Source organism: Marinobacter sp. (genome assembly GCF_040882185.1).
Classification (GTDB): domain Bacteria; phylum Pseudomonadota; class Gammaproteobacteria; order Pseudomonadales; family Oleiphilaceae; genus Marinobacter.
Genome location: NZ_JBBEBW010000014.1, coordinates 49,614 through 62,879, shown reverse-complemented (window position 1 = coordinate 62,879; position 13,266 = coordinate 49,614). Strand labels below are relative to the sequence as shown.

Annotated in this window: 10 protein-coding genes and 1 pseudogene; 8 read left to right on the top strand and 3 right to left on the bottom strand. The window is 55.6% G+C overall.

Annotated elements, in window-relative coordinates; translation table 11 throughout:
• Positions 1-132 precede the first annotated feature (132 nt).
• The gene (locus WEB64_RS08775) at positions 133-1,143 is read left to right on the top strand and encodes an acyl-ACP desaturase (protein WP_368065558.1); all 1,011 of its coding nucleotides are present in this window, start codon (positions 133-135) and stop codon (positions 1,141-1,143) included.
• Positions 1,144-1,152: 9 nt separating this feature from the next.
• Here WEB64_RS08775 and WEB64_RS08770 read toward each other — a convergent pair whose 3' ends face one another.
• Positions 1,153-2,199, bottom strand: a complete 1,047-nt coding sequence (locus WEB64_RS08770; RefSeq protein WP_368060292.1) for an acyltransferase family protein — start codon at positions 2,197-2,199, stop codon at positions 1,153-1,155.
• Positions 2,200-2,447: 248 nt separating this feature from the next.
• Here WEB64_RS08770 and WEB64_RS08765 point away from each other — a divergent pair, with 248 nt between their 5' ends.
• The 4 genes and pseudogenes from WEB64_RS08765 to WEB64_RS08750 form a co-directional block, all read left to right on the top strand.
• The gene (locus tag WEB64_RS08765) at positions 2,448-3,551 is read left to right on the top strand and encodes a beta-N-acetylglucosaminidase domain-containing protein (RefSeq protein WP_368060294.1); all 1,104 of its coding nucleotides are present in this window, start codon (positions 2,448-2,450) and stop codon (positions 3,549-3,551) included.
• 155 nt (positions 3,552-3,706) lie between these two features.
• Complete coding sequence (locus WEB64_RS08760) at positions 3,707-4,573, top strand: DMT family transporter (protein ID WP_368060296.1); 867 nt, start codon at positions 3,707-3,709, stop codon at positions 4,571-4,573.
• Positions 4,574-4,833: 260 nt separating this feature from the next.
• Positions 4,834-5,877: a nucleoside monophosphate kinase gene (locus tag WEB64_RS08755; RefSeq protein ID WP_368060298.1), complete on the top strand. Its 1,044-nt coding sequence runs from the start codon at positions 4,834-4,836 to the stop codon at positions 5,875-5,877.
• A 13-nt stretch (positions 5,878-5,890) separates the two neighbouring features.
• Positions 5,891-6,142 (top strand): annotated as a pseudogene (locus tag WEB64_RS08750) (DNA mismatch repair protein MutT); the annotation flags it as partial.
• A gap of 269 nt (positions 6,143-6,411) precedes the next feature.
• Here the strand turns inward: WEB64_RS08750 and WEB64_RS08745 are convergent.
• Both WEB64_RS08745 and WEB64_RS08740 read right to left on the bottom strand, forming a co-directional pair.
• Positions 6,412-6,747, bottom strand: coding sequence for a TraR/DksA family transcriptional regulator (locus tag WEB64_RS08745; RefSeq protein ID WP_368060300.1), 336 nt, complete (start codon positions 6,745-6,747; stop codon positions 6,412-6,414).
• 26 nt (positions 6,748-6,773) lie between these two features.
• Complete coding sequence (locus WEB64_RS08740) at positions 6,774-7,994, bottom strand: nitrate/nitrite transporter (protein WP_368060302.1); 1,221 nt, start codon at positions 7,992-7,994, stop codon at positions 6,774-6,776.
• Positions 7,995-8,176: 182 nt separating this feature from the next.
• On the opposite strand from WEB64_RS08740, the gene WEB64_RS08735 reads away from it, so the two are divergent.
• Genes WEB64_RS08735 through WEB64_RS08725 form a run of 3 tightly spaced genes read left to right on the top strand, consistent with a single transcriptional unit; the run spans position 8,177 to position 13,042 of the window.
• Positions 8,177-9,814, top strand: a complete 1,638-nt coding sequence (locus tag WEB64_RS08735; RefSeq protein WP_368060304.1) for a peptide chain release factor 3 — start codon at positions 8,177-8,179, stop codon at positions 9,812-9,814.
• 13 nt (positions 9,815-9,827) lie between these two features.
• Positions 9,828-10,964 carry a DUF3524 domain-containing protein gene (locus WEB64_RS08730; protein ID WP_368060306.1) on the top strand — a complete coding sequence of 379 codons (1,137 nt, stop codon included), beginning with the start codon at positions 9,828-9,830 and terminating at the stop codon, positions 10,962-10,964.
• Entirely contained in the window at positions 10,961-13,042 is a 2,082-nt protein-coding gene (locus WEB64_RS08725) for a 3'-5' exonuclease (protein WP_368060308.1), read from the top strand. Before WEB64_RS08730 ends, WEB64_RS08725 begins: the two co-directional genes overlap by 4 nt.
• The last annotated feature ends 224 nt before the right edge of the window (positions 13,043-13,266 follow it).

The following is a 13,266-nucleotide window of genomic DNA, read 5'->3' as shown; positions in this document are numbered from 1 at the left end:
TCAGATTTCTTTCAGTACAATGCCACCTTTGTGTAACTTGCCTCGTGCAGAATAGGGGTGCTAATTTGAAAGGTAAGTCTGGTAAGACTATTTTTAAGGTAAGGCTTAGTGCCTGCCGGTTAGGTGCTTACCATAATTTCGCCACAGGAGGCGCACGTCATTACTACTACAACGGCTCAGAAAACATCACTTCCCTCGAAAGCGGAGGTTCTGGCCTCACTTGAGCCCCTGGTCGAGAGGAATATGGCCCGGCATATCGAAGAGCGCAAACTCTGGATGCCTAGCGATTTTATGCCTGCCAGCGAGCAGATGACTGCTGAAGAAGAACGCGACCTGCGGGAACTGCCGGACCGGGTGCGAGGCATCCCGGATGCGGTGCGGGTATCCCTGGCATTGAACCTCCTGACGGAGGAAGGGCTGCCTCACTTTCACCGTTTGATTGCGGTTTACATGGGCAATGAGAACGCCTGGTCGCGCTGGAATTTTCTTTGGACGGCAGAGGAAGATCGCCACGGTTGTGTGTTGCATGACTATGTCCGTGATACCCGGCTGTTTGATATGAAAGCGTTTGAACGACTGCAGTACCAGTATCTGGAAGCAGGTTTTGATCCGGACTGGCACGACGATCCTTACCAGTTGTTGGCTTATACCAGCCTGCAGGAGCGGGCGACCCAGGCCGCCCATGCCAATACCGGTAAGCTGGCCTCCAAGCACGAGCCCATGATCCAGCGTATTCTTGGTCACATCGCTGCGGATGAGTCCCGGCATTTCCGGTTCTACCGGGATGCGTTCATCGGTTTGCTGGAAGTCGATCCGACCCGTGCTATGGAATCCGCTCTCAAGGTAATGCCTCGCCTGGCCATGCCGGGACACACCATCGGTGGCTACATCGAGATGGCGGAGGTAGTGCGGCGTGCCGGTATTTACGGTCCAAGAGATTACCGTCGAGTCGTGGCCGAGTGTCTGGAATCCTGGGGTATCGCGGATCTGCGGCCTGAAGACGCGGCCGGACGCGAAGCTCAGGACAAGCTGATGGCCGTGCCAGCCCGGTTGGACAAGCTGTCCGACATTCTTGAGCGCCGGACTAAGAGCAAGAGCTTTTCTTTCGACTTTATCTATAGGCGCGGGATTAGTTTCGAGTAATGAAACTGTTTACGGAAGCGACTGCAGCGGTGCGGCATCGCGCACCGGTTCTGATTTTTGCCGGTAATTTCGAAACCAGTTCAGGGCCGGTTTTTCGATCAGATAGTGGATAGCCGCCGACAGTGCCAGTGCGCTGGCGAGGGCAATGCACACACCGGTCCAACCGGGTAAACCAACACTATAACTCCAGCCAATGATCCCGTAACCAATGTTCTGATGTACCAGATACAGTGCATAGGACATGGTGCCCAGCCACAGCAGAGGGCGAGTGGCCAACCAGTTGAGATGACCCCAAACCGCCAGTATAAATACTCCATAGCAGCCGAGAACGAAGTAGCTGAATGGCGCCTCGTACGCGACCAGACAATGACCTATGGCGAACAGAAGCAGCAGTCGGTCGCCCCGGGAGGGGTTGCCATGGCGGTGCCATCGAAAAATAAGCATGCCGCTGATAAACAGTGGGGCATAGCGGGTAAATAGCAGGTCTTTGATGATGAAATCGAGCGTATCCGGTATCGATGTCCAGTAAATGACAGCCAGATAGCTGATTACCAGCCAGGTCCAGAAGACATGACGTAAGGCCCGCCCGCTTCCAAGTCCGTAAAACAGCAGGGCCATCCACGCGTAAAAGGTCGCCTCAATCACCAGACTCCAGTAAGCGCCGTCTACATGGGGAAGACCAAGGTATTCATGCAACAGTGTGGTGTTAAGCAGGGCTTCAGAGAATGACACTGCCCGATCCGCTGGCCCTAACAGATGCACGGATACAAACGTTACTGCGATGCCTGCCCACAAAGCCGGGAGTAACCGGAAGGCTCTCGCTAGCCCGAACCACCCGGCACTCTGGGTGCGTTCCAATGTCATGAAAATCACGAAACCGCTGAGCATGAAAAACAGATGCACGCCGTAGCGGCCAAACTCCAGTACCGACCAGGGCGTAAACCCATGACCATAGAGATTGTCGTAGTAAGGCACGTAATGAAACAGCACGACGATCAATGCGGCGAGACCGCGCAGGGCATCGAGGGACTGGAGACGGGAGTTGGCTTGGCTCATGGGGCTGGTCATTATGGGAAAGGCGCTAGTCTAGTCGGGTTTGTCCAGCAGGCCCATAGGGTATCTATAATATTCGATGAAGGCGGCCTTACGATCCGGTAACTACATTCGTACCTCCCGTCAGCTGATACATAGTCGCCACTGTGCAAACTACGGCTTTCTGATATTTTGTGTCGTCGTAGTTGGATTACTGTATGTGGCGTGTCACTCTCAGCGTGGCGTAGGTGTGGCGGATCGAGAGCGATATTATGAGCAACGAGAATCACGAGAGCCTTGGGAGCATCGAGAGTATCGAGCTGGGTATCATTGAAGGTTTTTTTGGCCAGCCCTGGAGTTGGGAAGAGCGTGAGCGAGTATGCGAGACGCTTGCCTCTCAAGGTTATGGTTTCTACCTCTACGCCCCCAAAGCGGACCCTTTCCTCCGTCGGCGCTGGATGGAACCGCATCCGCCGGAGACGAGCCAGGCCCTGACGAGCTTCGGCCAGTTTTGCCGGGCGCGCGGAATGCGGTTCGGTATCGGCCTGAGCCCGTTCGAAGCCTACCGGAACTTTGACCAGAGGGTGCGTGATGCCCTCGCCGCAAAGCTTGAGGCGTTCGACGAGCTGGGTATCGATGACCTGGCGCTGCTGTTTGACGACATGCGGGGAGACATCCCTGAACTGGCTGACCGGCAGGTAGAGATCATCCATTGGGTAAAAGCCAGAACCAGCGCCAGCCGAGTAATGGTGTGCCCGAGTTATTACTCGGACGACCCCGTACTGGATCGCGTGTTCGGACAGCGCCCCGAAGGCTATCTTGAACGCCTCGGGGAGCTTTTAGACCCTGCGGTAGAAGTATTCTGGACCGGCGAGGAAGTGTGCTCGCGAGAATTCTCTCCCGGTCACCTGGAGCGGGTGTCCCGCCAGCTTCGCCGTAAGCCGTTACTTTGGGATAACTATCCGGTTAATGATGGCCCCCGGATGTCGCAGTTTCTTCATTTGCGCGGCTTTACCGGCCGTCCGGTGGCAAACGGCGACTGGGTTTCCGGTCATGGCATTAACCCCGCTTTGCAACCCACACTGAGTTGTATTCCAGCCCTTACCCTGGCGCAGAGCTACCGGCAGGGCACTGCGTATCAGTACGGGGGGGCTTTTATGCAGGCGGCCCGGAAGGTTCTGGGGGCAGAGCTTGCAGAAGCGCTGGCTTCCGATCTGTTGATCTTTCAGGATGGCGGGCTTGGTCGATTGGCTGAGGACAGCAAACAGAAGCTTATCGCCCGTTATAAAGCATTTAACCATCCCGGCGCCCGGGAGATCGTCCGATGGCTGAATGGTGAATACACAGTGACCGGCGAAGAGGTTCAAACTCAGTAGGTTCGGCTTCCCGCCCTGGTTTCGCCGGGGCTCAAGCCAGCAATGTGCGACTAAAGAGAGCTTCGTCGAACCTTTTGGAGAGCCCCGGGAGGAGATTTGGCGACTACACTGTGGTGTCAATCAGAGGCTTCTCAAACCAGAACGGATTTCCAACAATGACTTCAGAAGTACGGCCAGTGTCGTCAGTTCGAATCATAGCGCTGACGTCCGTAGCGATGATTGCCTTTGCCGGGAATTCACTGCTGTGCCGAGTGGCGCTCCGGGAAACGGATATTGATGCCGCCAGTTTCACCAGCATCCGGCTGATAGCCGGGGCGTTAACACTGTGGTTACTGGTGCAACTGCGTAATGGTAAAGCGGCTGGACAGGGTAACTGGTTGTCTGCGTTGGCGCTGTTTGCCTATGCGGCGGCGTTTTCATTTGCCTATCTCGGGCTGTCTGCCGCCATGGGGGCGCTGCTGTTGTTCGGGGCGGTCCAGGCCACGATGATCAGTCATGGGCTTATCACCGGCGAACGCATGAGGCTGTTGCAATGGGTAGGATTCGCGCTCGCGTTCGCGGGCCTGGTGGGATTGCTGCTGCCGGGCCTGACCGCGCCGCCATTGCTGAGTTCCGTCCTGATGCTGAGTGCGGGGGTTGCCTGGGGAGTCTATTCCCTGCGGGGCAAAGGTGCCGGTGACCCCACCCGGGTGACGGCGGGTAATTTCGCCCGTGCGCTACCCTTTACGTTGGTGTTAAGTGTTCTGATGGCTGGCCATGTCAGCTTTGATCCCGTGGGGGCCGGGTATGCTATTGCCTCTGGCGCTGTTGCATCCGGTATGGGTTACGCAGTCTGGTATATGGCGTTACCGCTGCTGAAGGCAACGTCTGCCGCGACTATCCAGTTGAGCGTGCCGGTACTGGCAGCAGTGGGTGGCGTGGTGCTATTGAGCGAACCATTGAGCTGGCGTCTGGTGATAGCAGCGGTGGCGATCCTCGGTGGTATCGCACTGGTTATTTACGAGAAACAGCGCACGGCATAACGTTCAGGCTCTTAAGGCCGGGAGCGGGCGCTGTGAGCCAGTTCAGGTGTGATCAGGGAAAGCCGCTTTCGGTTCTGCTACAATCCTGTGTCTTCTGACGCCATTGTCCCGCCTCGGTATCCCAGCCGTGCGTTGCATCGGCGCATCTCTGGCGCCATCCCTGGTTCCCTTTCCGGTTCCACTCCCGGCGCCATTTCGTCGAGGTCGCTTTTGCAGACAAACGCTCCCTCATAGGTCGTTCAACGAACATGAGAGTAAACATGACTGAAACAACAACGTTTGAACCAAACACCCTGTTTATCGAAGTCTCCGGATCTGGCTTACCTGAAGTTGACGGCCTTTACGTACCGTCAGAAGCACCGCCCACCACATCCGAATCCGGCGTCGTCTCCAGCCCCGGCTACTGGAACGGCAAAATGGCCTGGGACCGGGCCGATGGCAAATCCGCGAGAAGCCCGGCTCTTTCTTACTCGAACAGCTATAAATCATGGCGTATCTGCCGCCTTGACGGTCACCTCGCTTATGAGCTGACCTGTGAAGACGAATTGCCGCCTACAGATCGCGAGTGGAACGTTTATAAAATGGGCGTGGCGCCCGCTCCGAAAGTCGAAATTTTTCACGTTGATCCCAGAAAGCCATGTCCCGAACCGAACGTGGTTTTCGTGCTTGGTGGCCCGGGGGCGGGCAAGGGCACCATGTGCGAACTGGCGGAAATCCAGTTGGGCTGGACGCACCTGTCTACGGGTGACCTGTTGCGCGCCGAGCAGGAAGCGGGTGGCCCGACGACGGAAATCATCAAGGAGTACATCGCCGCCGGTAAACTGGTGCCCAACGAAATCGTCGTGCGCCTGCTGAAGGACGCCATGGAGCGAACCACACGAACCACCGGCAAGCGCAACTTCCTGATCGATGGTTTCCCCCGTTCGCTGTCCAACCTGGAGGCCTGGTACGAGGTTTTCGGTCGCGAGGCGGAGCTCCCCACCATGCTGTACTTCGAGTGCCCGTTTGAGGTTCTTGAACAGCGTATTCTCGGGCGCGCACGCTACTCCGGCCGGGCGGATGACAATGTCGAGGCCATGAAGCTGAGGTTTGACACCTTTAAGGAAGAGACACTGCCTACCGTCGAACTCTTCAAGGGCAAAGGTAAATGCGTTGACCTCGACACCAGCCAGGACCGCGAAGCGGTTTACGCGCTCCTTCGTGATCAGCTGGCAGAGTACACCGATCAGCAATTGCTGGATCAACCACTTGCTGAAAAAGCCGAGATTCTGCTTGGTTTGAGGCCTTACCCAAAAGACGCGTAGCAATGGCCACTGACCGCACTGGAAGCCCGAATACGACCTGATGCACATGACCTCCCACTTCTTTGTATGTGACGTAGCCCCGGAGCTGGCCGATGTCCGGATGGAAAGCTATGAAATTGCCAATGGCATGAAGCCCGTTTGGGTTTCGGTATCCGAGGCGATCAGCCATAACCGCCAAGTGATGGACCGTCAGGAGAAAACCATGGGTCAATCGATTCAGCGGGAAACGTTTATGTTGGAGAGGATCTCGCGGGAGTTGATGTGAAAGCTAAAATTGGAAGATGATACGGAGGAACCATTGCTGATTTTTGGACTCGACTCGGAGAAGAACGATCACGGCCATTACCTGATTCACCGTCTTGGTTGCAGACATTACCCACATAGAGACAAGCTGATAAGACTTGGCCGATATGACAGCTGCGAGCAAGCCGTTGTGGACGCGAAAAATCATCGAACGCCGGTTAACGGATGCTGGGCATGTATTCCGTTGTGTCACCAACGTTCCGAGCTTTAAACGAACATGACGGTGTAGGATTACTGAGCGCAGTCAATGCAATAGAGGCAGGTCGGGTCAACTTCCAGACGCTTCGGGTTGATGGGTTCTGCGCACTCCAGACATTCCCCGTATTCGTCGTTGTCGATCCGCATGATGGCTGCTTCAATCAGCCGTAACTGTCGTTCTGCCCGCACCTTACCGGCCTTGGCAAGTGCCTGACTCTGCAAAGCGTCCATCCGGGAGAGTCGGCCGACGCTTTGCTGGTCCAGATGAACCGTTCCGCTGGTCTCATCCCGGACTTCGCTGGTTGAGAGCAGATCTTCACGAATGTGTAACAGAAGCTGTCGGAATTTTTCCAGTTCTAAGGAAGTCATTGCCTTACCTTTTTCCTTTCTGGCCTCTACGCTCGGTGCCCGGGTGGGACAGCCGTCTGGGCCAGAATCGCACTGAGTAGTATCAACACCGCAAACAAAAGACCCACCCCCGTCGTTGTCACTCCGACATCCAGCAGGACACCCACAAGAATAGGCGAAAGAGCGGTCGAAAACACCATGCTCGCCTGCGCCACGGACCGGATGGCCCCGATGTGACGAATACCGTAGCGTTCTGGCCAGATCGCGCCGCCTGCTGCACCGATGAACCCCAGACTGATGCCGCAAAGTGCCAGGTACAGGTTCGGTGTCCAGGCAAATTCGGTCAGACCTAAGACCAGCATGCTACAGAAGATCGGGATGAGGCCATAGCTTAAGGACCGTTGCGCACCGATCCGGTCCACGAGGGGCCCGCCAAAGAACAGGCTGACAATATGGCCCGCCGCAAACCCCGTGAAGGCCAGGCCGACCTGTGCTGTCGTCCATCCTCGGATCTCGGCGAACGCAGATTGATGAAAGAGCACTGCAGTCACTGTAAACGGTACGATCAGTGCCGCAGGCAGAATGAGGTAGAAACCGGGATCTCTCAATACCTGACTTTGGTTGAAGTCGAGGCTTTCATCCTGTTCATCGAGCTGGTCGACAGCACTCCCGGAAAGGGTTGCAGGATGTGCCGCGTTTCGGGATAGGTATAGCAGCAGAGGCAGGAGCACGGCCAACAGTAGTCCAGTGGCGATGAACCAGGGCATGCGCCAACCGCCTGCGGCCAGAATCAGCCCGGCAGACAGCGGGAGTATGGCCTCCGCAATTGGAAAGCCACCGGCTGTCAGCGCCATGATCCGGCCCCGATTTCTCGTGAAGTATCGGCCTGCCGTGCTCAGCCCGATGTGCCCCATCAATCCCTGGCCGCCAAGTCGGGCCAGTAAAAAACCGGGTATCAAAAATAGCCAGTGGGGCGCCAGGGCAATCATCAGGCAGCCTGCTGCCAGTATAGCCGCAGCCAGGGCGGTGAGCCGATTAAGCGCCCACCGGTCGGCCAGGGGCCCAAGTTTCAGCAGTAGAATCGCCGAGGCGAGGGTTGCCACGCTGTAGATCAGACCGTAGGTGCTGTTTTGCAGCGCAAAGGTCTCGCGAATGCCGCTGCCAAAGACAGAGAAGAAAAAGGTCTGTCCAAAGCCCGAAGTGGCCGTCGCCAACAGCGCAAATACTGCCAATCTCGGGTTTTCTCGCATGAATGCTGGAAATATCACAAAATAGCCTGTTCGGTTTTTGACCGGTGCAGTTGGGTTTGTTAGGCTTTGACTATGTTATATCAGTCTGCCATTGAGTACGTTTTATCTTTACCTGCGGGCATTTGTCCGCCCTAGCCCTGTATTGAATCCTCCCTTCCTGTCCGACTTAATCTGGATCATTAATACAGGCGTCTTATTCCATGAGCACAAAATCTGTGCCCGCGTCAGCCGTTCACGGTTCGTCCGATATCCACGCGGAAGTGAAGCGTCGCCGGTCATTTGCCATTATTTCCCACCCGGACGCCGGTAAAACCACGCTAACCGAAAAACTGTTGATGTTCGGCGGTGCGATCAAGTCTGCGGGTACCGTTAAAGGACGTAAAAGCAGCAAGCATGCGACCTCCGACTGGATGGAAGTGGAAAAGCAACGGGGTATTTCCGTAACGAGTGCCGCTATGCAGTTCGAGCATGATGGCTGCGTCATCAACCTGCTGGACACCCCGGGCCATCAGGATTTTTCCGAGGATACCTACCGAGTGCTCACGGCAGTGGATGCTGCCCTCATGGTAATTGATGCAGCTAAAGGTGTGGAGTCCCAGACCATCAAACTGCTCGAAGTCTGTCGCGCGCGAAATACCCCGGTGATCACATTTGTTAATAAAATGGATCGGGAAGTACGCCCGCCTCTAGAGTTGATTGACGAAATTGAAGATGTGCTGGGCGTTGAGTGCTCGCCGGTCACCTGGCCTCTGGGTATGGGCAAGGGGTTTGCCGGGGTGTACAACATTCACGATGACCAGCTGGTGCGCTTCGACCCTGGGCAGGACCACATTCACACCGAGAGTGAAATCTTCTCAGGCATTCACAACGAAGCCCTGAGAGCTGAGTTTCCCATCGAACACGAAGCCTTCCTCGATGAGATCGAACTGGTCAATGGTGCCGGTACGCCATTCGATCTGGATCGGTTCCTCGCGGGCGAGTTGTCCCCTGTATTTTTTGGCTCGGCGATCAACAACTATGGTGTTCAGGATATTCTGAAAGCCCTCGTCCATTGGGCGCCGGCCCCCCGTTCGCGCGACTCGACAACCCGCACAGTCCATCCTGACGAAGCCTGGTTCAGTGGCATCGTTTTTAAGATCCAGGCGAATATGGACCCACAGCATCGGGATCGGATTGCTTTTGTTCGCATCTGCTCGGGGCAGTACTTCGACGGCATTGCCATGAAACATGTGCAGTCTGGTAAAAAATTCCGGTGTTCCCAGGCGATTACGTTCATGGCCAGGGACCGCAGCCGGCTACAGACCGGGTTTGCCGGTGATATCATCGGTATTCAAAACCACGGTCGTCTGAAAATTGGAGATGTGCTTACCGAGGGAGAGAATCTGGAGCTGGGCGGCATTCCCTATTTCTCTCCGGAATTATTCCGCATTCCTCGTCTGAAAGATCCACTGAAAATCAAGCAATTAAAGCGCGCATTGAAGGAGCTCGGGGAAGAGGGCACCATCCAGGTGTTTGAGCGCCTTGAAGGCGGTGAAGTAATGCTCGGCGCCGTTGGTATCCTCCAGTTTGAGACCGTCGCCCAACGTCTGGAGTCCGAGTTTGGAGTTAATGCGATCTTTGAACCTGTGAATATTCACAAGGCGTTGTGGGTGACCGCAGAAACCGACCATGAGCTGAAAGAATTTGAGCGTGCGAATCACCGGCGGCTGGCCAGGGATGCGTCCGGTTCACTGACCTTCCTGGCACCCACACGGCAGATACTGGAACTCGCGAGAGAAAAATGGCCGGCCGTAACCTTCCACACGACCCGCGAGTATCGCGGTCTTGAGGCGGCTTGAGTTGGGGGACGACGTGAGAGATACACGTGCCTTTCAGAGTAATTCGTTCAGGATACTGCTGTTGTCCGGCTACGATGCGGCCAGTCACAGGCGCTGGAGGAACCAGCTCACCGAAATATTTAGTGATTACCACTGGCATACCCTCGCCCTGCCACCCCGCTTTTTTCGCTGGCGCATCCGTGGCAACGCCCTGACCTGGTTGAACGAGCCCGCCTTTCAGGAACGTTGGGATCTGGTGATCGCGACCTCCATGGTGGACCTGGCTTCACTTCGAAGCTTTCACCCGCACTTGGCCCAGACGCCTTGTGTGCTGTACATGCACGAGAACCAGTTTGCCTTCCCGGTGTCCAGCAAGCAGAGATCGTCCGCGGAACCCCAGATGGTGAATCTGTACAGTGCCATTTCAGCGGACTGTGTGGTGTTCAACAGCGCCTGGAATCAGGACAGTTTTCTTGCGGGCGCCCGGGATTTTCTCGACCAGATGCCTGATGGCGTGCCGGACGGACTCATCGCCTGCCTGCAGCGTAAATCCCGGGTGATACCAGTACCCATTGAAGACCGGCTGTTCACCGATCGAAAGCGCGCACCGGACTGGGTTTGCCCACATCTGCTCTGGAATCACCGTTGGGAATATGACAAGGGGCCGGAACGCCTGTTGAAGCTTCTGCAGGCACTGGACCATCGTCAACTGCAATTCCGGTTGAGTGTGGTGGGCGAACGGTTCCGCAATCATCCGAGGGCTTTCGACCAGATTCACGACCAGTTTGGTGATCGAATCGAACAGTGGGGGTTCCTGGATCAACGAGAGGATTATGACCGGCTACTTTGCCAGGCGGACATTGTACTCTCCACGGCGCTTCATGATTTCCAGGGGCTCTCGATGCTGGAAGCCATGGCGTGTGGTTGTGTGCCCCTGGCGCCTGACCGGCTGGCTTACCGCGAATACGTGCCGGACCGCTTCCGATACGAGAGCCACCGGGAGGATGCTGATGCCGAAGCAGAGGCCGCCGCAGAATGTCTGGAAAGACTTCGACACAATCCGCCAAACTCTTTCCAGCCGGATGCCTGGCGAGCCTCGGCGCTCGCAGGTCAATATCAGGCCCTGTTTAACGAACTTATCCAGACAGAGTGGGGTAAACGAATTCCATGAGCACCACGAGCATCGAACCCTCCATAGCCAAACTCGAGGAGCTCCAGCAGCTGGAGTCGGTCCGGTTCCGGCTCGAACGGGCCCTGGAGGAGGCGGATGAGCGTTTGCAGGCCTACCAGCATGACATCCAGTCCCAGAAGGAATACCTGTGGAACAGCCGGGACGAAATGGATCACATTGAGAAAATCGCGGCTCGGGAATCTATCCAGCAGGCGGTAACCACCGGCGAGTTTGTATTCGATCAGCGTAAGCGATTGATCAAGCTTCGGCAATCCCCCTACTTCGGGCGGTTCGATTTTCGCCACGAAGGAGATGAGTACCCCCACTCTGTCTATATCGGCGTGCATCATTTTTACGATGAAGTTGACAAGGAGAGCGTGGTCTACGACTGGCGCGCACCGATTGCCTCACTGTTCTACGATTATGAAACCGGCCCCGCCAATTACCAGGCCCCAAGCGGGCAGGTAAGGGGAGAGATACAGCTCAAGCGCCAGTTTCGTATTCGCCATGGCCATATTGAGCTTATGATCGACAGCGCAGTAAACGTGGTGGACGATGTGCTGCAGGATGAACTGGGCCGGGCCACGGACGATGGCATGAAAAATATCGTCGCCACCATTCAGCGGGACCAGAACGCCATCATACGCAACGAGCACGCCAAAACCCTGATCATTCAGGGAGTTGCCGGCTCCGGCAAAACATCCATCGCCCTGCACCGTATTGCCTTCCTGCTCTATCGCTTCAAGGACACGTTGACTTCGGAGGATATTCTGATCATCTCTCCAAACCGGGTGTTTGCCGATTATATCTCCAACGTGCTGCCCGAGCTGGGGGAGGAAACGGTCAACGAGATCGGGATGGAAAACCTCGCGCAGGAGCTGTTGGATGACCAGTACCGGTTCCAGAGTTTTTTTGAACAGACTGCCGAAATACTGGAAAAAAATGACGAGAAGATAAAACGACGGCTGCGCTATAAGGCCAGCACGGATTTTCTGAAACAACTGGGCCGCTATGCTGACGAAGTGGAAAAGCACCGATTTGCCTCAGAAGACCTGTGGATTGCCCGTCGGCTGGTGCCCGCCTGGTTACTGGAAGAAACCTTCCGGAAACACCGGAATCTTGATACCTCGGCCCGTGTTACTCAGGTGGCCAGGGAGATGGAACAGAAAATCGGCATCCAGTACAACTACGACCTGATGCCAGAGGAACGGAGAGAACTCAAGACCGCGATCAAGGGCATGGTCAGGCAGTCCACGCTCCGGGCAACCTACAAGCGCTTTTTCGAGTGGGCAGACCAACCAGAGATGTTCAGCCTCTCCAAAGGCGGCAAGCTGGAATACGCCGACGTGTTCCCGTTGATCTACCTGAAAATGCGGCTTGAAGGTATCCGTTCTCCCTATCGCAACGTAAAGCACCTCCTGATTGACGAAATGCAGGATTACACTCCGGTGCACTACGCGGTGATTGCCCGTTTGTTCTCGTGCAAGCGAACGATCTTGGGCGATGCATTCCAGTCCGTAAATCCTTACAACTCCTCTACGGTAGAGGATATTCAGCGAGCCTTTCGGGATGCCACCTGTGTCACCCTGAACAAGAGTTACCGGTCCAGTTACGAAATTGCCCGCTTTGCCCAGCGAATTTCACCCAACCCGGACCTGGAAATCATTGAACGTCATGGTGATGAACCAAAGGTGCTTACCTTTAAGGCCCGAAAAAAAGAGCTCGAGACCATCAGGAATTGCATAGCCGAATTCGAGGACTCCCGTTTTAATACTCTGGGCATTATCTGCAAAACCCAGAGTCAGGCCAAACGTCTGCATAAAGCCCTCGAGGGCGAGAGCGCGCGGCTGCAATTGCTCACTGCAGACAGCCAGAGTTTTGCGCCGGGCGTGATCGTGTGCAGCGCCCATCTCGCCAAAGGTTTGGAGTTCGATCATGTATTGTTACCGGAGGTCAGCGCGTCTAATTATCAGACCGAAATGGATCGGAACCTGCTGTATGTGGGGTGCACACGGGCCATGCATCGGCTAACCCTCACCGCAACCGGTAAGGTCACAGGGTTCCTTTCGACGGTTTAGTCAGACCAAGGGCTACTTCTTTAGGGGTCTAAGGATGTTTGCCTAGGTAGCTTACTTTCAAGCCTGAGCTCTGATAGACTTCGCGCCCTCTTTTAGGCAATACCCTACTTTCACCAAGAGAGACTGAAACCAGATCGTGAAGATCCTTCCGCCCTAGCGTTCAAGCTTTACGCCTCCCTCGTTTATCTGTTGAGCAAGGTTAATACCCTTATTCAATGTGCCGT

Excerpts from the sequence above, each read along its gene's own strand:
- WEB64_RS08770 (WP_368060292.1), bottom strand. The coding sequence starts at position 2,199 with ATGAGCCAAGCCAACTCCCGTCTCCAGTCCCTCGATGCCCTGCGCGGT.
- WEB64_RS08765 (WP_368060294.1), top strand. The coding sequence starts at position 2,448 with ATGAGCAACGAGAATCACGAGAGCCTTGGGAGCATCGAGAGTATCGAG.
- WEB64_RS08760 (WP_368060296.1), top strand. The coding sequence starts at position 3,707 with ATGACTTCAGAAGTACGGCCAGTGTCGTCAGTTCGAATCATAGCGCTG.
- WEB64_RS08755 (WP_368060298.1), top strand. The coding sequence starts at position 4,834 with ATGACTGAAACAACAACGTTTGAACCAAACACCCTGTTTATCGAAGTC.
- WEB64_RS08745 (WP_368060300.1), bottom strand. The coding sequence starts at position 6,747 with ATGACTTCCTTAGAACTGGAAAAATTCCGACAGCTTCTGTTACACATT.
- WEB64_RS08735 (WP_368060304.1), top strand. The coding sequence starts at position 8,177 with ATGAGCACAAAATCTGTGCCCGCGTCAGCCGTTCACGGTTCGTCCGAT.
- WEB64_RS08725 (WP_368060308.1), top strand. The coding sequence starts at position 10,961 with ATGAGCACCACGAGCATCGAACCCTCCATAGCCAAACTCGAGGAGCTC.